The following is a 26,556-nucleotide window of genomic DNA, read 5'->3' on the forward strand; positions in this document are numbered from 1 at the left end:
GCTATTCCAAAAAAACAATAATTAGGTAAATACTTTCGTTCGATGAGGGAAGTTAATCATTTTAATAGTAAAATAAGATTGTAAATTATTAATGGAATACTAAATCTTAAGATTATCTTAATCGGAAAATAAACTCAATCAAAAAAGTTATTTTTGCCCGGTTACCTCAAGACTCATGAAACGCTTTATACTATTTTTATGTTTTCCTGTAATATGTTTCTCCCAACAATCGTTGGATGAGGTACCTATGCTTTTTACTAACAAACAGTTTATAAAAGCAGAGTCGATTATTAAAGTATTTTTAGACAGTCACCCAGAGGATTTAAAAGCTTTAGAACTTTTAGGGGATGCTTTCGGGCATCAAGAAAAATGGGAGGATGCTACGGTTGCCTATAAAAAGTTAGTAGAGGCAAAGCCAAACGTGGCTAATTACCACTATAAGTATGGGGGTGTTTTGGGTATGAAAGCCCTTGAAAATAAGTTTAAGGCCGTTGGTTTAATAAGCGATATAAAATCATCTTTTACAAAAGCTGCAGAATTAGATAAAACCCATATAGAGGCACGTTGGGCACTTGTTGAATTGTATATGCAATTGCCAGGTATTTTTGGTGGAAGCAAAAGTAAATCGCTTAAATATGCCAAAGAGTTGGAGGCGCTCTCTAAGGTAGATGGCTACCTAGCAAAGGGGTATATCTATGAGTATGATAATGAACCGGAACTCGCTGAAAAATATTATAAAATGGCAATAGAGGTAGGTGGCTCTTTAACTTGTTTTGACAAGCTTACCAAATTTTATGAAAATGAAAATGAGCCAGAACAGGCTATTAAAACAATTGAATCAGCCTATAATAAACACCAAAGAAATGCGTTGCATTATCAAATAGGTAAAGTAGCTGCAGAATATAACATTCAACTTGAAAAAGGAGAAAAATGCCTGCAAACCTACCTTAAAAACTACTCTGCGAAAGATGGAGTGCCCAAAGCATGGGCTCATTACCGTTTAGCACAAATTCATACACACAAAAGAAATAAAGCACTGGCTTTACAACATATAGATGTAGCTATTGCCGAACTTCCAAAAATCAAACCCTTTAAAGAACAAAAGGAAAAGATTTTGCAACTTTAGCATTGATGCCTTATTAACAATTGCAATTTTCACTTTAGTTTGGAGAATGAGTCAGTCTAAAAACATCTTTAATTTGTCACGCTTTCCCTTAGGTAACACATCAAGTGTTATAGCTGTTTTTAAAAGATATTGGTTTTTAGATTTGGCAAAAATAAGCTCATAAAGTTGAGTTACACTCAGCGTTTTTTCTAAACGATCTACGAGTTTTATTTTATCTTTTGTGTTTACATAGCCTTCCTCTAAAACACTCACATAAGTTCCAGGAAATCCATAATTTATAAATTGGTTTATCACGTTTTGGTTTCCAAACTTTACACCAAATTTAAAACATGGTTCTCGAGGTTGGGTAACCTGTACAAGGGCATTACCAATCTTGTAAATATCACCCACCATTATTTGTGTTTCATTCATGCCATTTACAGTAAGATTTTCTCCAAACATACCCCATGCCCATTTTAAATTAGGATATAGCTCTTTCCAGTATGGATAATGATTAGAAGAAAATAAATAGCATGACTTATAGTGGCCACCATGTGCTTTTTTATCAGCAACAAAATCATCCTTTACGCCAGCTTTACCTAAAAAAACAGGGTTGTTTGTAGGTGTTTTAAAAATACCCGTTTTTACGGCTTTATTGCTCCACACAATAGTTTTGGGTTCAGAAATATTAGTTGATTCTATATACATGAATAAATGTTGCTATATGTTCCATATAAAATTAGCAAAAACTCTATATTCCATGCGGTTTTTTAAATACAATATTTATCTTTAACCAATGCAAGAAAAACCATCTTCATTTTCAATTAAGAATTGGAGTCAGGACGATCGACCTCGGGAAAAACTGCTTTATAAGGGGAAATCTGCTCTAAGTGATGCCGAGTTAGTGGCCATCTTAATAGGGTCTGGAAACCGAGACGAAAGTGCTGTGGCTCTATGTAAACGCATCTTATCCAGCGTAGACAATAATTTAAGTGACCTGGGTAAACTATCCATAAAACAACTGATGGTATTTAAGGGTATTGGTGAGGCTAAGGCTATAACCATTGCAGCAGCTTTAGAGTTGGGGAGGCGACGTAGAGGTGAGGAAGCACTCGAAAAAAAGAAGATTACATCAAGTTTGTCTGTTTTTGAGCTTATGCAACCTGTAATAGGAGAATTGGAACATGAAGAATTTTGGATTATATATTTGAACAATTCTAATAAGGTTATCCAGAAAAATCAGTTAAGTAAAGGCGGGATTACGGGGACTTTGGTTGATGTAAGACTAGTATTGAAAAATGCTTTAGAAGTTGGAGCTACCGGTTTAATTTTAGCACATAATCATCCATCGGGTACTTTAAAACCTAGTGAAGCTGATAAAAAAATTACGCAAAAATTAAAAACCGCGGCGCAAAGTTTAGATATTAAAGTTATAGACCATTTAATAATAACTGAAAAAGCCTATTTTAGTTTTGCAGACGAATCCCTATTGTGAAGATCTCAACTAACAAAATCTCTATAAATTAAATTTAGGGCTTATAATTTGGTTTTTTGGTTTTCGGTATTTAAAAGAATATGTTACTAGTTTACACCCATAAAGTATCCCCACGATTAAAATATGTTTTTAAGCATATTTGCACGCGCGTTTTAGGGTTTAAGGTTGATTTTACTACAAAGATAGAAGAGTTTATAGCTCATGACAGTTTAAAAATGTCGTATACCAAACAACATTTAGGGAAAGAATTTTTTGTAAAAAGTCATGAGATTTTATTTGAACAAGGACTCACAGATGTTGAAATTAATATACAAAACTGGGATAATACCAAATGCTTTTTCTACAACGGAGATAAAAGCGCAATACCTTTTGATATTTTTGCTGCGTCTTTTTACATGCTATCCCGATATGAAGAGTATTTACCGCAACGAAAAGATCAATATGGCAGATTTATAGCGACTGAAAGTTTGGGGTATAAACATGGTTTTTTGCACCAACCTGTTGTAGATATATGGGCATATAAATTTAAAGATGCCTTGCAACAGCAATTCCCCGATTTTAAATTTCCTCAAAGAGCATATCGTATAACACCAATTATTGATGTTCCTAGCCCTTACCATTACAAGCTTAAAGGCGTGATGAGATCACTTGGGGGTACTCTAAAAGATTTTTTTAGGCTTCGTTTTAAAAGTTTATATACAAGATATGCCGTACTCTTTGGTTTCAAACATGACCCTTATGACACCTTTAAATACATCATAAACAAGCAAAAACAGACCCAATTTAAATTTTTAGTATTCTTTTTTATTGGTTCATATTCTACTTTTGATAAGGGCATAAATATTAACAAGCGCAAATATGTTTCATTAATAAAACATATTGCAGATTATTGTCGTGTAGGTTTAAAAGCGTCTTATTTTTCAGTGAATGACTTAGATGTTCTCAAAAAAGAAAAACGGCAAATGGAAGACGTAATTAACACGTCTCTTAGGGCATCGCGTTATTCCTTTTCAAAATTTAATCTTCCTGAATCTTATAGAAATTTAGTACAGCTAGAAGTTAATGAAGATTATACTATGGGCTACGTGAATCACGTTGGGTTTAGAGCGGGTTCCTGCACACCTTTTTTATTTTATGATTTGGATTATGAAGTACAGACACCCTTAAAGGTTTGTCCATTTCAAATTATGGATTTTGCGTTATTAAAGCAAGCATCCTTGTTAGATAAAAAGAAAGTATTACAAACAATTATCGACGAAGTAAAGCAGGTAAATGGAGAATTTGTATCCGTATTCCATAATTATACATTTAGTAATAATGACCGATGGAACGGGTTTAAAGAACTATTTAATATCATTTTAGCCTCAACAAATGAACAAACTTAACGGTATAACAGATATTTTTTTTGATTTAGACCATACATTGTGGGATTTTGAGAAGAATTCAGCGTTAACGTTTGAAAAAATATTTAAACTAAATAATGTTGAGGTAGATTTAAATGACTTTCTAGAGCAATATATCCCGATCAATTTTAAATATTGGAAACTGTACCGTGAAGAACGCATAAAAAAAGAAGCGTTGCGATTTGCTCGATTAAACGAAACATTTCAAGCATTGGATATTTCGGTGCAAGACAGTCTAATTCGTCAACTCTCAGAAGATTACATAAAACATTTATCCACGTTTAATTTTTTGATTGAAGACGCTATTGGTGTTTTACGTTATTTGCAGTCTAGTTACCGGTTACATATAATTACAAATGGCTTCAATGAAGTGCAGCATAAAAAAATGGATAGGTCTAACATTACGCATTATTTTGAGACTATAACCAATTCTGAAATTGCAGGTGTAAAAAAACCAAATCCAAAAATTTTCAACTATGCTTTGCATTTAGCTCAAGTTAAGGCAGATCAAAGTATAATGATAGGCGATAGCTTCGAGGCGGATGTACAAGGCGCTTTAAACATTGGAATGGATGCCATTTTTTTCAATCCAAATGCGGTAAGTTTCGACGGAAGCATAAAGGGCATTTCAAAATTAATTGATATTAAGTATTATCTATAGTAATACTGTTGGAAAGTTGAGCGTTTTTAAATTCATAATGAAAAGGAGAATTAAATATTTGAGTTTGGGGTTGCTTTTGTTTTTTGCTTGCACAAAACCCATTGATTTTAATCAGGTTGAGAATTTAGTTTTGGAGCCTGTTGTGGAATCTAGTTTAATATTTTACACAGCCTCAGCAAGTGATTTTTTTGTTGGAGGTAGTGAGCAAAGTACAGCTGAGGATTTTGCAGAAATAGACGTTTTTAATAATAGTTTTGTTCAAAATAATTTAATAAAAGTAGATTTTGTTTTCAATGTAGAAAACTCAATAAATCGCGAATATAGTCTTACGGTGTCATTCTTAGATGGTAATGAACAAATCTTGGAAACTTTTAATGTAAACACTGAAGCTTCACCAAATAATCTAGTTATTGCAACCCAACATATAGAAACATTTGAAGGTGCTTCGCTGCAACGTATAAAGGAAGCTCGAGCACTTGTTTTTCGGTTGACTATGCAACCAGGGACACCCATAAACCAAAGTACACCAGGAGAGATTAGCGTAAAATCAAAAGGTATATTATCATTAAATATCAATTAATGCGCTTCAAGAATATTTCATTTCTTATAATGTTTCTGGCGAATTTTTGCTTAGCGCAAAACAAGCAAATATTGTACGGGTTTTATGAAATTCCTCAAACTTTACTCCAAAATCCAGGAGGAAGAATTGATAATAAAGGCTATTTTGGGATACCACTACTGTCTCATATTCATGTAAATGGTGGGTCATCAGGTATATCTATTTACGATTTGTTTGCAGAGGACGGTCGTGATTTTAATTTAAAAATAAGAAATGCAGTTAACCAATTGCGTCCAAACGATTTTTTTACAGCAACTCAGCAAATAGAGGTGTTTTCTGGAGGATTCTCATTTGGGCCATCTTATAATAAAAACAAATATATAAGTTTTGGATTGTATCAAGAACTCGATTTTATTGGCTATTTTCCTAAAGATTATGCAGTTTTAGCATTAGAAGGTAATCAAGTAAACATAGGTAAACCTTTTAATTTAAGCCATTTCAGTTTAAATGCTGACGTTCTCTCCGTATTACATGTGGGTTACAATAAGCAGATTAATGATAATTTTACGTTTGGTGTTCGAGGAAAAATATATTCTAGTGTTTTTAACGTAAATTCAACTAGAAATAAAGGAAAGTTTGTTACTGTAGCGGGTGAAAATAATATTTACGACCATATTTTCAATTTAGATTTATCATTAAGAACATCAGGAATAGCCTCTCTTTTAGATGACGAAAATGACGATTTTCAAAAAGATATTAAAACCATAAAAAAGCGTTTGCTGTTTGGCCAAAACTTAGGACTTGGGTTTGATGTTGGATTTACCCATCAAATAAACAACCAATGGTATTGGGATGCAAGTCTATTAGACGTTGGTTTTGTAAGACATACTAAAGACGTAGAAAATTATGAGTTAAAGGACGATTTTGTTTTTGAAGGAATCGATCCGCTTTTCCCAGAGTCTGAAAATGGGCAAACGGCCGACGACTATTGGAGCGAAATTGAGCAGGAGTTCAAAGATCTTTTTGATCTTCGTACTACCCAAGAAAAATATACGGTATGGAGACCTATAAAATTTAATACATCTTTAAATTACGCATTTGGTAAAAAGAAAATAAAGGATTGTGATTGTTTAGCTGAAGAACGCAATTACTTAAATAGAGTGGGAATGCAATTATTTATAGTAAACCGCCCTAAAGGGCTACAAGCAGCACTTACAGCATATTATTACAGAAGAATTTTTAACCGTTTAAGTGCAAAAGTTACCTATACATTAGATTCATACAATTATAGTAATATAGGATTAGGTGTTTCAGCAAATCTATGGGGTTTAAATGTGTATGTTATGGCAGATAATTTTTTGGCATATCAAAACTTATATGATGCACAAAATGTATCTTTACAGCTAGGGTTAAATTATATTTTTAAAAATGAAAACTAAATTATTCACTTCAATAGTTGCCTTCTTTGTTGTTGCAAGCATTTTTGCTCAAACCAATCTCAATAATTATAAATACATTATTGTGCCAAATAAATTTGATTTTTTGAAAGAAGACAATCAATACCGTATGAATGAATTAGCACAGTTTTTATTTGATAAATATGGATTCACTGCATTAATGGAAGGCTCTGAATATCCTGAAGATCTTACATTGAATAGATGCTTAGCGTTACGCTCTAATGTCCTTAAAGAGTCTGGTATGTTTAAAACTAGACTAAAGGTTACTCTAAAGGACTGCAACGATAGAATTGTATTTACCTCAAATACCGGAGAGAGCAGGGAAAAAGAATTCAAGGTAGCCTACAACGAGGCAATTAGAGATGCTTTCGCTACATTTCAGACTTTAAATTACGAATACGAGCCAAATAGAAATTTAATTTCTTTCCAATCTTCTGTGGCCACTGAAAAAGTAAAAACCGAAACAAAGGAAGAGATTGAAAAATTAAGGCAAGAGATAGAAACACTCAAAAACGCAAAAGAAACACCAAAAGGAGAGGGAAAAGTTGCCGAAGTAAGCATAACACCACAAGGTAAGGTTGTCCCAAAAGAACAGGTGTTACAGTCTGCCGCTGCAAAAAATAGTGCAAGTTCTAATGTATTGTATGCACAAGCCATACCTAACGGTTTTCAACTTGTAGACAGCTCTCCAAAAGTGGTATATAGAATTAAGAATACAGGACTAAATAATGTGTTTATAGTAGAAGGCAAATCAGCTATAATCTATAAAAATGGAGCGCATTGGATTTTAGAACTTCACACAGAAAATGAAAAATCACTAGAAGAACTAAATATTAAATTTTAGTTTTATTTCAATAGTTGTATTTACCTTTCCAACGTTGTTTAAGAAATTCCCGTTGTGCAATTTCCCTAGCATTATTTCTTGGTTCGTACAATGTAGTGCCTTTAACGTCATCAGGAAGAAATTCTTGGTCTGCAAAATTATTATCGTAATTATGGGCATATTTATAGTTTTCGCCATAACCAAGTTCTTTCATTAATTTTGTTGGCGCATTTCTAAGCTCCAACGGCACCGATAAATCACCAGTTTCTTTTACCAATTGTTGTGCTTTGCCAATGGCAGTATAAGCCGCATTACTTTTTGGTGAGCATGCTAAATATGTGGCACATTGGCTTAAAATAATTCGAGATTCGGGGTAACCAATGGTCGAAACAGCTTGAAAGGTGTTATTTGCAATAACTAACGCGGTAGGGTTAGCATTACCTATATCTTCACTTGCGGAAATTAAAAGTCTACGAGCTATAAACTTTACATCTTCACCACCTTCAATCATTCTGGCAAGCCAGTACACAGCTGCGTTTGGGTCACTACCTCTTATAGATTTAATGAAGGCTGAAACAATATCATAATGCTGTTCACCGGTTTTGTCATACCTAACCGTATTGTTTTGTGCTTTTTCTAAAACAAGAGTGTTCGTAATAGTAACTTCGTTAGAAGTATTAGAATTCACAATCAACTCAAAAATATTTAATAATTTTCTAGCATCACCCCCAGAAAGCCTCAATAAAGCATCCGTTTCTTTAAGTTTAATGGTTTTTTGGGAGATTATCTCATCGGTGTCAATAGCACGCTTTAAAAGAGTCTCTAAATCATTTTTAGAGAAGGCATTCAAAATATACACCTGACATCGGGATAATAAAGCGGGAATCACCTCGAAACTAGGATTTTCTGTTGTAGCACCAATCAGGGTAATCCAACCTTTTTCCACTGCTTGCAGTAAAGAATCTTGTTGCGATTTGCTAAACCTATGTATCTCGTCAATAAACAAAATGGGGTTTTTAGTCGTAAATAAACCACCACTTTGTTTGGCCTTTTCAATAACTTCCCTAATATCCTTTACGCCGGAGTTAATAGCGCTCAACGTATAAAATGGCCTTCCAGATTCTGTTGCAATTATATTTGCCAAAGTGGTTTTACCCGTGCCAGGTGGTCCCCAAAAAATCATAGACGCAATCAATCCATGCTTTAGCTGCTGTGATAACGCACCATTTTCTCCCACCAAATGCGTTTGGCTTACATAGTCCGTTAAGGTTTTAGGCCGTAACCGTTCTGCTAAAGGTTCATTTAAATTCATTACTGTAAAATTAACTGATTTTATTTAAGTTTTGGGCGTGCCCCAGATAAAAATCTGGGTCGGGCTTTCACGAGTCGCTCTCTGCGAGGAGCTCCAACAATCGCTCAATCCCTCACGCACCTGTCTGCCATTTTAGCACATATACCAAAGCTGGTGAACTATTTGCTATCTTTATTTTATGAAGCAAAACAAACATTTCGAATATTCTACTGGGGTTATAGCTTACCCCTTGTTATTCGTGTTAATTATTTGGGTAGTTTTTTGGTTCGAGGTACGTTTTGGGTTCAAGTTTTCAAAATTTGGGGTTTATCCACAAACATTTTCGGGATTAAGAGGTGTTGTACTAAGTCCATTTATACATGGCGACATCCAGCATTTATACCATAATACTATCCCACTGTTTGTACTCTCCATGGCACTATTTTATTTCTATAAGCCCATTGCTTGGAACGTGTTAGTTTGGGGTATTTTACTATCAGGGTTTTTAACTTGGTGCATTGGTAGGCCTTCATACCATATCGGGGCAAGTGGATTAATATACGTATTGGTGAGTTTTACTTTTTTTAAAGGCGTTTTTGCAAAACATTATCGCCTAATCGCTCTATCATTGTTGGTTGTGTTTTTATACGGAAGCATGATTTGGTACACATTGCCCATAGAAGAAGGCATTTCATGGGAAGGACATTTATCTGGTTTAATAACCGGATTATTATTTGCACTAATTTTTAGGAAGCAAATAGCAAAGCCAAAAAAATATATTTGGGAACAAGACAATTACAATGAAGATGACGATCCGTTTTTAAAACATTTTGATGAGAACGGAAATTTTATTGAGCACATAGAACCAGAACCCCATCAAGAAGATTTTAAAATAAATTACACTTTCAAAAAACGTGAAGAGTAGGGGTTTAAGAGCGTTGTCTTATAACTTCATACAAAAATGCGCCACAGGCTACCGAAACATTTAAAGATTCAATATCACCCAATAGCGGAAGTTTAGCCTTTTCATCAACTACTTTTAAAGTAGAAGGGTTGATACCTCTACCTTCAGATCCCATAATAATAGCACATGGCTCTTTGAAGGAAATATTATAAAGTGTATTTTCTGTTTTTTCAGTTGCAGCAATAACTTTTATTCCTGAAGCCTGCATATAAAACACAGCATCTTTAATATGGTCAACCTTACAAATAGGAACTTTAAAAACTGCTCCAGCACTTGTTTTAATGGTATCACCATTTACAGGTGCGCCACCTTTCTTCTGAATAATTATACCGTCTACACCAGTACATTCTGCGGTTCTAATAATAGCTCCGAAATTGCGGACATCGCTAAGTTGATCTAAAAGTAAAAAAAGAGGTGTTTTACCTGATTCAATAACATTCATCACTAAATCTTCCAAATCATAAAAGGCAATAGGAGAAATTTGAGCTACGGCACCTTGGTGATTTTTCTTTGTTAGTCGATTTAGTTTTTCAATAGGTACGTACGATGTGTTTACGGTATTTTTTCTAAGGACAGATTCTAATTCTGTAAAGAGGTCTCCGCTCAGTCCTTTCTGAAGAAATACCTTGTCTATAGTTTCCCCAGAATTGATAGCTTCAATAATAGCTCTTATACCGAATATTTGGGTTTGGTTTTGCATGTGGTAAAAATAAGGAAATAAAAAAACCTCATTCTATAGAATGAGGTTTTATATTATAAGTACTATAAGATTTATGGAATAGTAAATTCTTGACTAGCTTGATTCCCGAAATTTCCAACTATAGATACCAATTGTACACCATTTTGAGTTATAGTAACAGATCCGTCGGCAGGGAAGGATAGACCGTCTCCAAAAGAATCGGTTATCAAAAATGTGTAAGTTCCACTAGAGAGACACATTGTTGTTGAGAACTCTGCAAGACCATCCGCGTAACCGCCACCCGTGAACAATAAGGTGTCGTTGGCGTCAAAAACACCCCAAGTAGATTCACTAGCGTAACCGTCAAACACTATCTGTAACATAGTTTCAGGTTGTGGGCACACTTGTTTCAAATTAAGGGTTATGGGGTCGCTTTTAATAAGGCTTTCGGCCTCTGAAGTAATTTCTATAACTACAACATCTGCACCCGAAGAGCTAATGTTTGCTCCTACCACATCTACCATAAAGCTACCTACGGTGCTATTAGCAGGGATAGTTATGGATGAAGGTACCGAGTATGCAGAGGCATCTGCAGTGGTCATGTCCGCATTCACAGAAAGGTTAAATGTTCTGTCAGAACCAGAAGCCTGAGATACAGCGATTCTAACTTCTTGTGAAGCGTTTCCATTTGGATCTACACCAATTTGAAAGTCAGATTCAAATCCAACATAGTCAATACCCAAAATTGCGGGCGTGTCATCATTTTCTTGACAATTAGTAAATAACGCAATACTTATGATAAGGGATAATAGGGTTACTAATTTTTTCATAATTATAGAGGTTTAATTTATTTAATAATAATTTTTTGAGTGTATTTAGAATTTCCACTTGCTATATTTAAAAAGTAAATACCTTTTGCAAATTTTGAGCTATCAATAGAATAATCGTTTGATGCACTTGCCGGCAACACATCTTTGAATACCAAACTCCCGTTGATATTGTACAACGACAATTTAGATGATTCAGGAAGTGTTTTATAGGTAATGTTAATTTTAGTTGATGCAGGAATAGGCCATACCTTCAACCCAGAGAATGCATTCTCTTTAGTGCTCAACGTAAGGTTTGCACCGGTGATAATTACAGAGAACGCTTGAGACGCATTGGTTAAAGTACCCTTGTGTGTTACCGTTAAGGTGTAATTGCCAGCCACAGGGCTTGCAATGTCAATACGCTCAATATTGTCTACATTGTTATCACCTTTTATGGCAGCCCCTGCTACATTGGTATTATCCAGTTTCCAGGGCGTAAACACAGTGCTGCTTGCATCTTCCAGTCTTAAATCTAAATCGTTGACCAATCTAGGGGCCAGTATGTTCCCAGGACTTGATGATGCAACTCCCGCGGGGTCCGTCCAACAAATAGTAGCCCTTAGTTCACTACCGGCATCAGCTGAAAATTGATAGGTATACGTGTCGCCGTCATTCAATACAATCTCTCTGATCAATGCATTGCCGTTGCTGGCATCCGTGATAACATTGGCTGATGCTTCCGCATCAAGGAACCCCCAACCGTAAATAGGATCGGGACCAGTTCTTGTATCATCAACGGCCGTGTGGCAGATTAGCCCCTTTAAGGTTGCCGCTCTCATATAATTGGAGTTCAACTGGTTATAATACTGTTGCAACAACAGGCAAGTACCAGAAACGTTCGGCGCTGCCATTGATGTGCCGGAAAAGGTAGAGTAATCGGAATTATTGGCATCCGTAGAGGAATAAACACTACTGCCATCTCCCGCAATATCAGGCTTTACCCTAAAATCATCAGTTGGCCCTTGGCTACTGCCAGGGTTGATATTCAATATAAAATTACCATTGGCCAACAAAAAAGGATTGGCATTGGCAACGATAAGCGCATTTTTTGCAGTTTTGTTACCTGTTAACTTATCATAACCAGAAGCAATACCTCCGGTATAAGTCTCAGTCCCAGAATTACCAGCGGATTTAACGGGCAAATAATAGGGAGCCGCATAAGCTACTTGGTCCCAAATGCGAGCATCAGAGACATAGGCTCCAATATTGGCAGCACTTACACTTGTTAAAGGTATGCCATAAGAGTGATTGGACAATAATAAGCCATTTCCAGCCTCAGTGGCGGCTTCAGCATCATCACTGTTCCAATCGAACGATCTAAGAGTAGCTTTTGGCGCCATGCCCTTAGCATCGGCATCAGCACCTTTAGCTATCATTGTTCCGGCAACATGCGTTGCATGGGCACTTGTGGTCCCTATAAAAGGACCTCCGTTGAACTCTGGATACACCACGCGTGATTGTGGTACGACCTGGTCATCCTTAAACTCATCGTGCGTTCCGCGGGCACTTTCCTCGTCCCAAACCCCTATGGACATGTTCTGCCCTTCAAGGTCCAGCCCCAAGCTGCCCCCATTCTGTAGCCTATTGGTTCTCGTACCTATGGCACTATCCACATTGTGAGTAGTTCTATAAACTGGTTGCCCATCTTGAATATCATAGATCACATAAGTTTTGTTACCAACAACAACCTTACGCTCAGCGCCAGTATTCGCTTTTAAATAAGCAGAAATTCTTTTTTCTTTAGCAATATTTTTCGCCTTAAGTGTTTCTATGAGGGCATCTAGCGTCTCAACATCATAAGTGGCTCTTATTTTTTGGCGTTCAGCCGCTGTTTGTGCAAAGGCAACTACACTAAAAATTAAAGCTAAGGAAAGAATTGTGTATTTCTTTTTCATATACAGTTTTCAATTTAATAGCACACTCCATGAGGCCAAATAAAATGGACCTCAAGAAGTGTGTATTATATATTGAATAGAATTTATGTCTTACTCGTTGTTGATGCTTTCATCAATATTTGGGTTTGCATCGATCTCCTTTTCAGGAATCTTTAAGAAGAACAAATTACTGTCCGCAGGAACATTGATCACCACACGGTGCTCAGGATCTCTGTTGATAGGCAAGCTGTAACGCTTGGCATCGAACCATTCCACACCTATCTCAGCATAAAGTTCCTTGCGTCTTTCAAGTAAGATCTCATCAAGTAAGGCTTGACCCGTACTTGTTGTCTTAACCGCACTGGCATCCCTTGCGCTTTGAAGCGCGAACAATAGGTTTTGAGCTGCAGTCGTTCCACCTTGATGGTACTGAGCCTCAGCCTCAAGAAGTACCATTTCAGATTTTCTCATAATTGGCAAGTCAGCCTCAAACGTAAAGTCAAACTTGGTAGTTATAAACTCTCTATATGGTGTTGTAGCGGATACCCCGTAAATATCGAAGAACAGCTTTCTAACATCACTGTCAGCAAACTGAGCTACGAAATTTGGGTTTACATAGGTTGCCTGGTAAGACAGTACCAAGTGGTCTATCATTACATGGGGCGCCGCATAGAAAAAGTTGGTTTCGTTAGCATCCTGGTACATGGCCCAGATCCATTCCGGATCGGTCATGTCATCAAAACCAGCACCCCAGTTGCTTGAAACTACAGCATCAGCAGCAGCACCACCACCATAGGCAGCTTTGGCAGCAGCAGCCATACCAGCCCAGTCGTCTTGCGTAACTGCAAGTACACGTGCCAATATACCATTGGCTACAGCTTTATTAATATAGCTTTTACCCAAACGGGCGTCAGTTAACACAGGGATAGCTTCCTTCAAATCCGATAAGATCAATGCATACACATCACTAAGTGGGCTTGGAGGGTTACCCTCAGAAGCTCCCGTTGCCGGTTCAGTGTATATCGGTAATCTCGCAAGAGACCTATTGTTGTTGTAGTTAGGTGCAAATTCCAAGGCTAATTGAAAATAATGGAATGCCCTTAACACTTTACCCACAGCAATAAACTCTGCCTTTGATGCATCATCCAGATCACTCTCTGAAACACCCTTTATCAACACGTTGGATTGATTGATCTGGTCGTAGTTATAGTCCCAGTTAAAAATGGTACGTCTAAAGTTTGGCTCTCTATTTTCATGCCCATAGTCAAAACGGTACCAACTCGGTGCTTGTATAAGGTCGTTACCTTTGATGCTTCTTGCAAAATACAATGCATACAGTCCGCCCGTGTCAACAGTAGAGTATTGGCGCCTAAAGTTCCTGAGGATCCCGGTTACATAGGATTCTACAATAGAGCGGTCTGAGAATACAACATCGGCGGTAACGCCATTGGTGTTCTTTGGCTCTTCTAAAAATTCTTCCGAACAACTGTTGAACAGCATGGCTGCCATGAACAGAAGTAAGATCTTGGTTTTAATTACGTTATTTTTCATTTTTCAAAGTTTTTTAAAATTGTACGATTGCACCGGTTGTAATGGTCTTGGATAACGGTGACCTGTTGTTGGTCAGACCATTGAACGCCTGTTCTGGATCAATACCCTTGTGGGATTGCCAAGTGAATATATTATCCGCTTGAACGAATAAACGGAAACTTGATAGCCCGATACGCTCTATAACAGAACTTGGAAGGTTATAACCTAAGGTTAATGCTTTTAGGCGCACATAATCGTTATCGAACAAGAAGCGTGTTGAACGCGATGCATGGTTGTTGTTTCCAGTATATACGAGAGGAAAATCAGTAATATCTCCTGGTTGTTGCCATCTGTTTAAGATATCTGTATGGTGTGCAACTCCAGGATTAGAAAATTGGCTAATAAGTCCTGAATAATCAGTATCTAATAAGCTACCTCCAAAGCTAAAGTTTACAAGTACATTAAGATCGAACTGCTTGTACTTGATAAAACTAGTAAAACCACCAATGATATCTGGTAAGGACGAAGTTCCTGTTTCGTAACGTGTGGCTTCGTCATAATCCTTGGTAACCGTTCTTCCTGTAACTTCGCCATCAGCATCCAAAATATCTTGGTACCACATACCGAATCCATCTGCAGGATCTACACCTGCCCACTCGCGGATATACCAATCAAAAATAGAGTTGCCTACTTTCCAAAGTTTAGAACCGTTAATAAACTCGTCCTGTGTAAGTTCGGTAATCTCATTCTTATCTAATGAAAAGTTAATTCCCGTAGTCCAAGTAAAGTCCTCAGTACTAACATTTCTTGAATTTAACGAAACTTCCCATCCAGAGTTTTTTATGGCTCCAATATTGGTGATTATATTATCAACACCAGTTGAAGAAGGAATTGGTTTAGCATAAATCAAATCCACAGATTCTTTTTCGTAATAGTCTACAGTTCCAGAAAGCACACCATTAAACAATTCGAAGTCTACACCAACGTTTAAGGATTGTGTTTTTTCCCAACTGATATTAGGGTCGGCAACACCTGCCAATAAGATACCAGTATTACCTTCGTTGTTCCAGCCCAGGTTAAAAATAGATTGGTATGGGAAATAATCTTGAGTAGCAGTACCTGCAAAAGTGATACGGTTATTACCTAGCTCACCATAAGATCCTCTTAACTTTAAGTAGTTTAAAGTATTGCTGTCTTCTAAGAAGGATTCATTTGAAACAACCCAACTTCCACCAATAGAGAAGAAATCACCCCAACGGGTATCCTCACTAAATCTAGTAGAACCGTCACGTCTATAAGACCCTTCAATGTAATATTTCTGGTTAAAGTTATAGGCTAACCTTCCTAGGTAACTGTTAATACGTTCTGAAACAACGTTTCCTGTTACAGCCTCAGGAGCTGTAGCACCATCAAGAACACTTACATTTGGGAGAAAACCTGTTCCCTGAGCTCCTAAATTATCGAACTCAAAAGTATAGGCCTCTGTAATCAAGTCTGCAGAGATGTTATGGTTCCCAAAAGTCTTGTTAAAGTTTAAGGATTGAATGGCGTTTAAGGTTGTGGTAATATCTCTATCCTGATCCACACGACCACCTACATTAGAGGCGAAACTTAGCAAGTCATCATCAAAACTATAGGTATCGAACAAGTAGTTTTCATAACTCAAATTGGTTCTTGCCTTTAACCATTCCGTAATCTGAATTTCTGCAAAAGCGTTACCCAAATAACTGGTACGCCTTCTGTTTTCTCTACCTAAAAATAATTCAGCTAAGACATTCTGACCACCTCTAGCAGTTCTAACATTATTAACAGACTGTCCAATATTTGCACCATTACCCAAGTCATATTGTGGATTACCTGCAACATCTGGAATGATATTTCCATTTCCATCTCTAGAAAATATAGGATATGCACTAGAAACACCATAAATCCAAGAAATTACTTGGGTAGTACTATTACTTGTTTGATCAGGATTACCAGAATTTGATCTAGAAAAACTAGTATTGAAGCCTATTTTTAGCCAATCATTAACTTGAGATTCAATATTCGCTCTAGCTGCAATTCTCTCAAAGTTAGAACGCACCACTGGCCCTTCTTCATTTAAGTAATCAAAAGAAACAAAATAAGTCGTTTTTTCATCTCCACCTTGAAGATTGATGTTATGGTTTTTTCTCAGGTAATCTCTTCTAAGTAATTCGTTTTCCCAATTGGTATCCCATAATTTGTTTGTAGTCACCAAATTTCCATTTACATCAACAGGTCTAGCAATATTTCCATATGGATTATAACCAAAATAGTCAACAAGACCAGCAGAAGCGTTTTCTGCGGCCTCCGCAGGAGATTGCCCTAGGCCATAAAGGTTTTCATTTCTTCTTGCTTCCCAAGTTAAACGAAACTGGTCGTCTGTACTTAAAAGGTCATGTACACCAACTGTCGGGTTTGAAAGCCCAATCTGAGTTCTTACAGTAACTCTCGGTGCGGAATTACGTTTTCCTTTTTTAGTGGTAATAAGGATTACACCATTAGCACCACGAGACCCATAAAGCGAAGTAGAAGATGCATCTTTTAACACCGACATGGACTCTATTTGATCCTGACTAATTGTGTTTATGTTACCATTAAATTGTGCGCCATCTAAAATAATAAGTGGAGAGGCATCAGCGTTTAAACTTGAGAACCCCCTAATTCTAATTGTAGGGTTTGTTCCTGGTTGCCCACCAGCAGTAAGTAAATTCACACCCGGAACGGCACCTTGTAATGCTCTTAAAGGCGATGTTACCTGTTGGGTTTCTATAACCTCAGTAGATACAACACCCACCGATCCAACGATAGATTGTTTGGTTTGAGTACCATAAGCAACAACAACAACTTCTTCAAGTGCTGATGCATCTTCACTCATAACCACATTAATTGTATTTGAAGTTCCTACAGAGACTTCTTTATTGGCGTATCCAACAAAACTAAAAACCAAAGTACGACCTTGATTTACCTTAATTGAATACTTTCCATCGAAATCTGTAGAGGTACCATTGGTAGTACCCTTAACTAAGACAGTAGTCCCTGGTAAAGGTAAGCCACTCTCATCGCTCACTGTTCCAGAAATTGTCTTTTCCTGTGCAAAAGATAATTGCACAACCAACGCTAGTAAAAGCGTTAGCAATCCACTAAACTTTGTTTTCATGTTATAATTATTTGAATTAGTCAATGCCAAAAATCATAAATAAAAGTTAACAAAGCAACAAAATTGAGTTAAAATTGATGTTTTTTTTAAAAATTAGTTTCAAAATGGTCAATCCTGTGTTTAATTTAGATAATAAACGACTTATTTGCTTATAGATTATTTTTATAAACGGTTAAAACGTTGTGCTTTTGTTTAGTCTAGAATTTATTTGAAAACTTACATATATTGAAGTTTATTCTAAAAATTAGCAACCAAACTTATATGAATCTTGGAATTTGATAACTTAAATTTTTGATTCTCACTTTTGCCAGTTGCATAGTTAAATTTTAATAAGCCCGAATTTGTAAGAATGCCAAAACCAAAGCCAAAGCCAAAGAGTTTTTCTTTAAGATTAGAAGGCTTATTTTCAAAATAAGCAACATCAGTAATGGAGTGTATGTATATAGAATTGCTTAAACGATATCTGTACTCTGTGTTTAAAACGCCATATAGAGAGGCAAACAGACTATTTTCTTCAAACCCTCTAATAGAATTAATACCGCCAAACCTAAGCAATTCATTCTCAAAATAATTATCTGAAATTAAGTGTCTTGCATCAATGTTAATATATATACTGTTATTGCGATTGAGTTCAAAACTGTTAAACGCTTTTAGGGCAAGAAGTGTTTGTGCCATTTTTGCGTCATTTGAAGTTCTATTCCCAAAATTGGATTCTAAGTAGAAGTTTGCTTTTACTGGAAACAAAACATCATAGAACTGCGGCTTTATATACTCGTATGAAGCTGTAAAATAGCTCGAATTATAATCTTGTAGTGAAGTTATTGTACTTTCAGAGCGTAAATTGTTGGATGTTACACTAGATATTCCAGCCGACAATCTATGAAGCGGATTGATTTGGTAATTAACCCGAGCTTTCTGGTCGATTGTAGTAAAGCTAGAGTCTTTTTTAAAAATGCGTAAGTTCAGATCGATTCCTATGGGAGTGTTAAACAAAAAGGGCATGCCTAAACTTGCATCAAAAGTATCTTGGTCAATTTCATCGCTTTTGTAAAGTAAACTAAACGTTTCTCCAAAATTCAGGTTATTCATCAATCTAAGATTCAAGAAGCCATCAAATTCCAACTTGTTTGTGTCATCGTTGGTGCCAAAACCTAAGAAACCATCAAAGGTATTGCTTTTAGATTTTTCAACATATATATATAAGGATGTGGAATCTTCTTGAAATAGTACCTCAGGTGATTTTACTTGGTTAGCAAATTTAAGGTTGTTTAGTTGCTCTGTTTTTTTTTCTATGGTTTCTAAATCAAAAATTTGAGAGGGCTTAATTTTAAGATAATGTTTCAGGTATGATTTGGGGAATTTGCTATACCCAATAATTTTAATGTCATCAATGGTTCTTTTTGTGTCATTCGAAATAACAACTAAATCACCTCTCAAGTTGTTGTTGTCTTGTTTTTTAATATTCGAGAGTTTCAATTTTAAAAAAGGGTCGCCTTGATTGGCTAATTGAGAATTTAAAAATCTAAGGCTGTTCTCTATCTCACTGATATCAATAACAAAATATTTATTCGTTATACGTTCTGAAATTGAATTTAAAACCAATTTGTCCTTGGAAGTTTTATGGTAGTATATATATATGGTGTTGAATTTTTGTTTTAAGCAGAGTTGTGCGTCAAAAATAGAGTCATTCTTCTTTTTAATCTCAATCAGTCTATTTTCAATATATCCGATTGTATTAAGGTGTTTTCTTAAAGAGTCAACTTCAGTTTTAAGTGATAAAAAGTTTTGATGTATTTTATTGTATCCTATGGATTCAATAATTTTCGTTTCGGCATCGGTTTCCCCTGAAATATTTAACTGCAAATTCTGGGTAATTGCTTCCGAAGAAAAAAGTATATAAATAATAAGGACAAAAAAATAAGATTTCTGCACGTTGGTATCGCTGAATTTTAGTGTAAATCTAACGGAAAAAGAACACTTTTAATATGTCACAAAAATTTAATTTTAAAAACTCTTCAAAATTAATGAATTAGGGTTTGAATAATTCATTTTAATTTCTACCTTTGCAGCCCTCTAAATAGAGGATAATAAAATTTTATAGTAAAATATATGCCAACAATTTCACAATTAGTAAGAAAAGGAAGAGCCAAAATAACCAAGAAGAGTAAATCGGCTGCTTTAGATTCTTGTCCGCAAAGACGTGGTGTATGTACTCGTGTTTACACAACAACTCCTAAAAAACCTAACTCAGCAATGAGAAAGGTAGCAAGGGTTCGTTTAACAAACGGAAACGAGGTAAATGCATACATTGGCGGTGAAGGACATAATTTACAAGAGCACTCGATAGTATTGGTTAGAGGTGGAAGGGTAAAAGATTTGCCAGGTGTTAGATATCACGTTGTTCGTGGGGCTTTAGATACAGCAGGTGTTGCTGGAAGAACCCAACGTAGATCTAAGTACGGTGCTAAACGCCCTAAAAAGTAATTAAACTTTAAGAAGAAGACATGAGAAAAAGAGCAGCGAAAAAAAGACCACTTTTACCAGATCCAAGATTTAACGATCAGTTGGTAACACGTTTTGTAAACAACATGATGTGGGACGGTAAGAAGTCTGTGGCGTTCAAAGTGTTCTATGATGCAATTGATATTGTAGAAGCTAAAAAAACTGACGAAGAAAAAACAGGTTTAGAAATTTGGAAAGATGCTTTAGGAAATGTGATGCCTCACGTAGAAGTGCGTAGTCGTCGTGTTGGTGGTGCAACGTTTCAAATACCAATGCAAATTCGTCCAGATCGAAAAATTTCTACAGCCATGAAATGGTTAATTGGTTATGCTAGAAAGCGTAATGAAAAATCTATGGCACAACGTTTAGCATCTGAAATTTTAGCAGCAGCTAAAGAAGAAGGTGCAGCGGTTAAGAAAAGAGTGGATACGCATAAAATGGCAGAAGCGAATAAAGCATTCTCTCACTTTAGATTTTAAGAAATGGCAAGAGATTTAAAATATACTAGAAATATAGGTATTGCTGCACATATTGATGCAGGAAAAACTACTACAACAGAGCGTATACTTTACTATACAGGTGTTTCCCATAAAATTGGTGAAGTACACGATGGTGCCGCGACCATGGACTGGATGGAGCAAGAGCAGGAAAGAGGTATAACCATTACATCTGCTGCTACTACTTGTACATGGCAATTTCCAATCGAAAATGGACTTCCAACTCCTGATACTAAGGGATATCATTTCAATATCATAGATACTCCTGGTCACGTTGATTTTACCGTAGAGGTAAACCGTTCCTTACGTGTTCTTGATGGTTTGGTATTCTTATTTAGTGCAGTTGATGGTGTTGAGCCACAATCTGAAACTAACTGGAGATTAGCGGACAACTATAAAGTACCTAGAATAGGCTTCGTTAATAAAATGGACCGTCAAGGATCTAATTTTATAGGTGTTTGTCAACAGGTAAAAGATATGTTAAAGTCTAATGCAGTGCCAATTGTTTTAAACATTGGTGATGAGGCAGACTTTAAAGGGATTATCGATTTAGTGAAAAACCGTGCTATTGTTTGGCATGATGAAACACAAGGGGCTACTTTTGATGTTATCGATATTCCAGAAGATTTAAAAGAAGAAGCTCGTAAGTATCGCGCCCTTTTAATTGAGGAAGTTGCAACTTATGATGAGAACTTATTAGAAAAATTCATGGAAGATGAAGATTCTATTACAGAAGATGAAGTGCATGCTGCGCTTAGAGCTGCTGTGATGGATATGGCTATCATTCCGATGATTTGTGGTTCTGCTTTTAAAAATAAAGGCGTACAGTTTTTATTAGATGCTGTTTGTCGCTATTTGCCTTCTCCTTTAGATAGAGATAATATTGTAGGAACTAATCCAGAAACTGGAAATGAGGCGGTGCGTAAACCAGATGCTTCAGAACCTTTCTCTGCTTTAGCATTTAAAATTGCTACAGATCCTTTCGTAGGTCGTTTAGCATTTTTTAGAGCATATTCAGGACGTTTAGATGCTGGTTCTTATATTTTGAACAACCGTTCAGGTAAAAAAGAACGTATCTCTCGTATTTACCAAATGCACTCAAACAAGCAAAATGCTATCGATTTTATCGAAGCTGGAGATATTGGAGCAGCGGTAGGATTTAAAGACATTAAGACTGGTGATACTATGTCTGATGAAAAACATCCTATTGTTTTGGAATCTATGGATTTCCCTGATCCAGTAATCGGTATTGCTGTTGAGCCTAAAACCAAGGCAGATGTTGATAAATTAGGTATGGCTTTGGCTAAATTATCTGAAGAAGATCCAACATTTACTGCGAGAACTGATGAAGCATCAGGACAGACTATTATTTCTGGAATGGGTGAGCTTCACTTAGATATTATTGTTGACCGTTTGAAGCGTGAGTTTAAGGTTGAAGTAAATCAAGGGCAACCTCAAGTAGAGTACAAAGAAGCTATTACACAACGTGCAGAGCACAGAGAAGTTTATAAGAAACAATCTGGTGGACGTGGTAAATTTGCTGATATTGTGTTTACATTAGAGCCTGCTGAAGAGGGGAAAACAGGTTTAGAATTCGTTTCTGAAATTAAAGGTGGTAACGTTCCTAAAGAATTTGTTCCTTCTGTTGAAAAAGGATTTAAAATGGCAATGGTAAATGGACCGTTGGCTGGATACGAAGTTGATGCTATGAAAGTAACATTAACGGATGGTTCATACCATGATGTGGATTCTGATCAATTATCTTTTGAATTGGCTGCAAAACTTGGGTTTAAAAATGCAGCAAAAGCAGCAAAAGCTGTTATAATGGAACCAATTATGAAACTTGAGGTAATTACACCTGAAGAAAACATGGGTGACATTGTAGGTGATTTAAATAGAAGAAGAGGTCAAGTAAGTGATATGGGTGATAGAGCTGGTGCGAAAACTGTAAAAGCAACTGTGCCATTATCTGAAATGTTTGGTTATGTAACTACATTAAGAACATTATCATCAGGTCGTGCGACATCAACAATGGAATTTTCACACTATGCTGAAACTCCTTCTAACATATCTGAAGAAGTAATTAAGGCAGCTAAAGGCGTTGAAGCTTAAAATTTAAGAAAATGAGTCAAAAAATCAGAATAAAACTTAAGTCTTACGATCACAATTTAGTAGATAAATCTGCTGATAAGATTGTAAAAACAGTAAAAAGTACTGGAGCTGTAGTAACTGGACCAATTCCATTACCAACGCACAAGAAAATTTTCACTGTATTACGTTCTCCACACGTAAACAAAAAATCAAGAGAGCAGTTTCAATTATCTTCTTACAAGAGATTATTGGATATTTACTCTTCATCATCAAAAACTATTGATGCCTTGATGAAACTTGAATTACCGAGTGGTGTAGAAGTAGAGATTAAAGTATAAGTATCTTTCGGTAGTAAGATACCGAAAACATGTCCCACCGATGCGGTCGCGGGAAAAACGGATAAATACATTTCAGGGACGAAAGGTATTTTGTCCCTGAAGTTTTTAATAAGAATGTTGAATTAGATTTCAACGAAATAGTAATAATTAATAATAAATAATATGTCTGGGTTAATTGGAAAAAAAATCGGTATGACCAGCATCTTTGATGAAAACGGGAAGAACATTCCTTGTACAGTAATCGAAGCTGGACCATGTATCGTTACCCAAGTCAGAACTGAGGAAGTTGATGGTTATAAAGCTGTCCAACTTGGTTTCGATGACGCGACAGAAAAAAGCGCTACTAAAGCAGACTTAGGTCATGCTAAAAAAGCGGGTACTTCTGTAAAACGCAAAGTTGTTGAATTCAAAGGTTTTGATGAGGAGTACAAATTAGGAGATGCTATCACTGTAGAACATTTTGCAGAAGGTGAATTTGTTGACATCGCTGGTACGTCTAAAGGAAAAGGATTTCAAGGTGTTGTAAAACGTCATGGTTTCGGTGGTGTAGGTCAAGCTACACACGGTCAGCATAACCGTTTAAGAGCGCCAGGTTCTATTGGAGCTGCATCTTATCCTGCACGTGTGTTCAAGGGCATGAAAATGGCCGGAAGAATGGGTGGTGAAAAAGTGAAAGTTCAAAATTTAAGAGTTTTAAAAGTAGTTCCTGAAAAGAATCTACTAGTTGTTAAGGGTTGTGTGCCTGGACACAAAAACGCTTATGTAACAATTCAGAAGTAATGAAAGTAGCAGTTTTAGATATAAACGGAAAAGACACTGGTAGAAAGGCAGACCTTTCTAAAGATGTGTTTGCTATTGAGCCTAATAATCATGCTGTGTATTTGGATGTTAAACAATATTTAGCAAACCAAAGACAAGGTACTCACAAATCTAAGGAAAGAGCTGAGATATCTGGAAGTACGCGCAAGATTAAAAAGCAAAAAGGAACAGGTACTGCAAGAGCAGGTAGTATAAAGTCTGGAGTTTTTAAAGGTGGTGGACGTATGTTCGGTCCAAGACCAAGAAATTACAGCTTCAAACTTAATAAGAATTTAAAGCGATTGGCGCGTAAATCTGCCTTGAGTATCAAAGCAAATGAGAAAGCAATTACAGTTTTAGAAGACTTCAGTTTTGATGCTCCTAAAACTAAAAATTTCACTGCAGTTTTAAAGGCTTTGGAGCTTGAAAACAAAAAAACATTGTTTGTGTTGGGTGGGTCAAATAATAACGTATATTTGTCATCGCGCAATTTAAAAGGCTCTGAAGTTATAACAAGCTCAGAATTAAGTACATACAAAATTTTAAATGCAAATCAAGTAGTGCTTTTAGAAGGTGCCTTAGAAGGAATTGAAACAAACTTAAGTAAATAAGAAACAGATGAGTATCTTAATTAAACCTATAATCACAGAAAAAGCGACTGCAGATAGCGAGTTAAAAAATTGCTATTGGTTCGCAGTGAACACAAAGGCGAACAAGGTAGAAATCAAAAAAGCGGTTGAAGCTGCTTATGGTGTTTCTGTTGAAAAAGTTCGTACTATAAATGTCCGTCCAGATCGTAGTACCAAGTATACAAAAACTGGTATTCAACATGGTAAAACAAATGCTGTTAAAAAAGCAATTGTACAACTGGCGGAAGGTGAGATGATTGATTTATATGCTAATATGTAATTAGAATGTCAGTAAGAAAATTAAAACCAATCACACCAGGACAGCGTTTTAGAGTAGTAAATGGGTATGACGCCATAACTACTGATAAGCCGGAGAAAAGTTTATTAGCTCCGAAAAAAAGGTCTGGTGGTAGAAACAGTCAAGGAAAAATGACCATGCGCTATATTGGTGGTGGTCATAAAAAGAAGTATCGTATCGTAGATTTTAAAAGAGACAAAGCTGGAATTCCTGCTGAAGTTAAATCTATTGAATACGATCCAAACAGAACAGCGTTTATTGCTTTATTGAACTATCAAGATGGTGAGAAGCGTTACATCATCGCTCAAAATGGATTACAAGTTGGGCAGAATGTAGTGTCTGGAGACTCTGGAGTTGCTCCAGAAATCGGAAACGCAATGCCGTTAAGTGAAATTCCATTAGGTACAATTATTTCTTGTGTAGAGTTACGTCCTGGTCAAGGTGCTGTTATGGCGCGTAGTGCTGGTGCGTTTGCACAGTTAATGGCGCGAGATGGTAAGTTCGCTACTGTAAAGTTACCTTCAGGTGAAACACGTTTAGTGTTAGTAACTTGTATGGCAACTATTGGTGTTGTTTCTAACTCAGATCATCAGTTAATAGTTGGCGGTAAAGCAGGTAGAACAAGATGGTTAGGTAGAAGACCACGTACAAACCCTGTTAGGATGAACCCAGTTGATCACCCGATGGGTGGTGGTGAAGGTCGTGCTTCAGGTGGACACCCACGTTCTAGAAATGGTATACCTGCTAAAGGTTATAGAACCCGTTCTAAAACAAAAGCGAGTAATAAATATATTGTAGAACGTAGAAAGAAATAAGACATGGCAAGATCATTAAAAAAAGGACCTTACGTTCATTATAAATTAGAGAGAAAAGTTGCTGCAAACGTTGAGAACAACAAAAAAACGGTAATTAAAACTTGGTCAAGAGCAAGTATGATAACACCAGATTTTGTTGGACAAACAATAGCAGTGCACAATGGCCGTCAATTTGTTCCAGTTTATGTAACTGAAAACATGGTAGGGCATAAATTAGGAGAATTTTCACCAACGCGTTCATTCCGTGGGCATGCAGGTGCTAAAAACAAAGGTAAAAAGTAGTAAGCTATGGGAAGTCGTAAAAAAGAAATGGCAGACGCTATTAAGGAAGCAAAAAAGCACGTTGCTTTTGCAAAACTTAATAACTGTCCTACGTCACCAAGAAAAATGCGTTTAGTAGCCGATTTAGTAAGAGGTGAAAAGGTAGACAAAGCACTTAATATCTTAAAGTTTAACAATAAAGAAGCATCTGGTCGTTTAGAGAAGTTGTTATTATCAGCTATCGCTAACTGGCAAGCTAAGAATGAAGATGCCGATGTTGAATCAGCAGAATTATTTGTAAAAGAGATTAAGGTGGATAGTGGATCAATGTTGAAAAGATTGCGTCCAGCACCACAAGGTCGTGCACACAGAATTAGAAAACGCTCAAACCACGTTACGTTAGTGGTTGGTGCTAATAATAACACACAAAGCTAAG

General features: G+C 36.3%; 26 protein-coding genes. 18 read left to right on the plus strand and 8 right to left on the minus strand.

The window, feature by feature from the left end; all coding sequences use genetic code 11:
* Positions 1-175: 175 nt before the first annotated feature.
* Positions 176-1,126 (plus strand): tetratricopeptide repeat protein, encoded by a 951-nt coding sequence (locus BMY39_RS10310; RefSeq protein WP_092579335.1) that lies wholly within the window; start codon positions 176-178, stop codon positions 1,124-1,126.
* 51 nt (positions 1,127-1,177) lie between these two features.
* Here the strand turns inward: BMY39_RS10310 and BMY39_RS10315 are convergent, their stop codons facing one another.
* Positions 1,178-1,813 carry an MOSC domain-containing protein gene (locus BMY39_RS10315; protein WP_092579337.1) on the minus strand — a complete coding sequence of 212 codons (636 nt, stop codon included), beginning with the start codon at positions 1,811-1,813 and terminating at the stop codon, positions 1,178-1,180.
* Positions 1,814-1,901: 88 nt separating this feature from the next.
* Between BMY39_RS10315 and radC the strand changes: the two genes are divergently transcribed.
* The 6 genes from radC (at position 1,902) to BMY39_RS10345 (ending at position 7,524) form a co-directional block, all read left to right on the plus strand.
* Entirely contained in the window at positions 1,902-2,600 is a 699-nt protein-coding gene (radC, locus tag BMY39_RS10320) for a RadC family protein (protein ID WP_092579339.1), read from the plus strand.
* Positions 2,601-2,680: 80 nt separating this feature from the next.
* Positions 2,681-3,985, plus strand: coding sequence for a polysaccharide deacetylase family protein (locus BMY39_RS10325; RefSeq protein ID WP_092579341.1), 1,305 nt, complete (start codon positions 2,681-2,683; stop codon positions 3,983-3,985).
* A complete protein-coding gene (locus BMY39_RS10330; RefSeq protein WP_092579343.1) occupies positions 3,972-4,664 on the plus strand; it encodes a YjjG family noncanonical pyrimidine nucleotidase in 693 nt (230 codons plus the stop codon). Before BMY39_RS10325 ends, BMY39_RS10330 begins: the two co-directional genes overlap by 14 nt.
* Before the next feature lie 37 nt (positions 4,665-4,701).
* Entirely contained in the window at positions 4,702-5,244 is a 543-nt protein-coding gene (locus BMY39_RS10335) for a hypothetical protein (protein ID WP_143064767.1), read from the plus strand.
* A gap of 71 nt (positions 5,245-5,315) precedes the next feature.
* Positions 5,316-6,662 carry a DUF5723 family protein gene (locus BMY39_RS10340; protein WP_245738258.1) on the plus strand — a complete coding sequence of 449 codons (1,347 nt, stop codon included), beginning with the start codon at positions 5,316-5,318 and terminating at the stop codon, positions 6,660-6,662.
* Positions 6,652-7,524: a hypothetical protein gene (locus BMY39_RS10345; protein ID WP_092579349.1), complete on the plus strand. Its 873-nt coding sequence runs from the start codon at positions 6,652-6,654 to the stop codon at positions 7,522-7,524. The genes BMY39_RS10340 and BMY39_RS10345 overlap by 11 nt, the downstream gene beginning before the upstream one ends.
* 7 nt (positions 7,525-7,531) lie before the next feature.
* On the opposite strand, the gene BMY39_RS10350 is transcribed toward BMY39_RS10345, so the two are convergent.
* On the minus strand, positions 7,532-8,815 hold the full coding sequence (locus tag BMY39_RS10350; RefSeq protein ID WP_092579351.1) for a replication-associated recombination protein A: 1,284 nt from the start codon (positions 8,813-8,815) through the stop codon (positions 7,532-7,534).
* A 178-nt stretch (positions 8,816-8,993) separates the two neighbouring features.
* Here BMY39_RS10350 and BMY39_RS10355 point away from each other — a divergent pair, with 178 nt between their 5' ends.
* Positions 8,994-9,719, plus strand: coding sequence for a rhomboid family intramembrane serine protease (locus BMY39_RS10355; RefSeq protein WP_092579353.1), 726 nt, complete (start codon positions 8,994-8,996; stop codon positions 9,717-9,719).
* A gap of 4 nt (positions 9,720-9,723) precedes the next feature.
* Here the strand turns inward: BMY39_RS10355 and rlmB are convergent, their stop codons facing one another.
* The 6 genes from rlmB to BMY39_RS10385 form a co-directional block, all read right to left on the minus strand.
* Entirely contained in the window at positions 9,724-10,458 is a 735-nt protein-coding gene (rlmB, locus tag BMY39_RS10360) for a 23S rRNA (guanosine(2251)-2'-O)-methyltransferase RlmB (RefSeq protein WP_092579355.1), read from the minus strand.
* Between the two features lie 71 nt (positions 10,459-10,529).
* Positions 10,530-11,267, minus strand: coding sequence for a hypothetical protein (locus BMY39_RS10365; protein WP_092579357.1), 738 nt, complete (start codon positions 11,265-11,267; stop codon positions 10,530-10,532).
* Positions 11,268-11,284: 17 nt separating this feature from the next.
* Positions 11,285-13,201, minus strand: coding sequence for a S8 family serine peptidase (locus BMY39_RS10370; protein ID WP_092579359.1), 1,917 nt, complete (start codon positions 13,199-13,201; stop codon positions 11,285-11,287).
* Positions 13,202-13,291: 90 nt separating this feature from the next.
* Positions 13,292-14,731, minus strand: a complete 1,440-nt coding sequence (locus tag BMY39_RS10375; protein ID WP_092579361.1) for a RagB/SusD family nutrient uptake outer membrane protein — start codon at positions 14,729-14,731, stop codon at positions 13,292-13,294.
* A 13-nt stretch (positions 14,732-14,744) separates the two neighbouring features.
* Positions 14,745-17,891 (minus strand): SusC/RagA family TonB-linked outer membrane protein, encoded by a 3,147-nt coding sequence (locus tag BMY39_RS10380; RefSeq protein WP_092579363.1) that lies wholly within the window; start codon positions 17,889-17,891, stop codon positions 14,745-14,747.
* A gap of 237 nt (positions 17,892-18,128) precedes the next feature.
* Positions 18,129-19,754 (minus strand): POTRA domain-containing protein, encoded by a 1,626-nt coding sequence (locus tag BMY39_RS10385; RefSeq protein WP_245738260.1) that lies wholly within the window; start codon positions 19,752-19,754, stop codon positions 18,129-18,131.
* Between the two features lie 246 nt (positions 19,755-20,000).
* On the opposite strand from BMY39_RS10385, the gene rpsL reads away from it, so the two are divergent.
* From rpsL to rplV, 10 genes are all read left to right on the plus strand, one after another.
* The gene (gene rpsL, locus BMY39_RS10390; protein WP_042245171.1) at positions 20,001-20,375 is read left to right on the plus strand and encodes a 30S ribosomal protein S12; all 375 of its coding nucleotides are present in this window, start codon (positions 20,001-20,003) and stop codon (positions 20,373-20,375) included.
* 20 nt (positions 20,376-20,395) lie between these two features.
* Positions 20,396-20,872 carry a 30S ribosomal protein S7 gene (gene rpsG, locus BMY39_RS10395; protein ID WP_092579367.1) on the plus strand — a complete coding sequence of 159 codons (477 nt, stop codon included), beginning with the start codon at positions 20,396-20,398 and terminating at the stop codon, positions 20,870-20,872.
* 3 nt (positions 20,873-20,875) lie between these two features.
* Positions 20,876-23,002, plus strand: a complete 2,127-nt coding sequence (fusA, locus tag BMY39_RS10400) for an elongation factor G (protein ID WP_092579369.1) — start codon at positions 20,876-20,878, stop codon at positions 23,000-23,002.
* Between the two features lie 11 nt (positions 23,003-23,013).
* The gene (rpsJ, locus tag BMY39_RS10405) at positions 23,014-23,319 is read left to right on the plus strand and encodes a 30S ribosomal protein S10 (RefSeq protein ID WP_007650482.1); all 306 of its coding nucleotides are present in this window, start codon (positions 23,014-23,016) and stop codon (positions 23,317-23,319) included.
* Between the two features lie 162 nt (positions 23,320-23,481).
* Positions 23,482-24,099, plus strand: a complete 618-nt coding sequence (gene rplC, locus BMY39_RS10410) for a 50S ribosomal protein L3 (protein WP_092579371.1) — start codon at positions 23,482-23,484, stop codon at positions 24,097-24,099.
* Complete coding sequence (gene rplD / locus BMY39_RS10415; RefSeq protein ID WP_092579373.1) at positions 24,099-24,728, plus strand: 50S ribosomal protein L4; 630 nt, start codon at positions 24,099-24,101, stop codon at positions 24,726-24,728. The genes rplC and rplD overlap by 1 nt, the downstream gene beginning before the upstream one ends.
* Before the next feature lie 7 nt (positions 24,729-24,735).
* Positions 24,736-25,026 (plus strand): 50S ribosomal protein L23, encoded by a 291-nt coding sequence (gene rplW, locus BMY39_RS10420; RefSeq protein WP_092579375.1) that lies wholly within the window; start codon positions 24,736-24,738, stop codon positions 25,024-25,026.
* A gap of 5 nt (positions 25,027-25,031) precedes the next feature.
* Positions 25,032-25,859 carry a 50S ribosomal protein L2 gene (rplB, locus tag BMY39_RS10425; RefSeq protein WP_092579377.1) on the plus strand — a complete coding sequence of 276 codons (828 nt, stop codon included), beginning with the start codon at positions 25,032-25,034 and terminating at the stop codon, positions 25,857-25,859.
* 3 nt (positions 25,860-25,862) lie between these two features.
* Positions 25,863-26,141: a 30S ribosomal protein S19 gene (gene rpsS, locus BMY39_RS10430; protein ID WP_042245192.1), complete on the plus strand. Its 279-nt coding sequence runs from the start codon at positions 25,863-25,865 to the stop codon at positions 26,139-26,141.
* 6 nt (positions 26,142-26,147) lie between these two features.
* A complete protein-coding gene (rplV, locus tag BMY39_RS10435) occupies positions 26,148-26,555 on the plus strand; it encodes a 50S ribosomal protein L22 (protein ID WP_092579379.1) in 408 nt (135 codons plus the stop codon).
* Position 26,556: the final 1 nt, after the last annotated feature.

Origin of the sequence: Hyunsoonleella jejuensis (assembly GCF_900111025.1) — a bacterium.
Taxonomy (GTDB): domain Bacteria; phylum Bacteroidota; class Bacteroidia; order Flavobacteriales; family Flavobacteriaceae; genus Jejuia; species Jejuia jejuensis.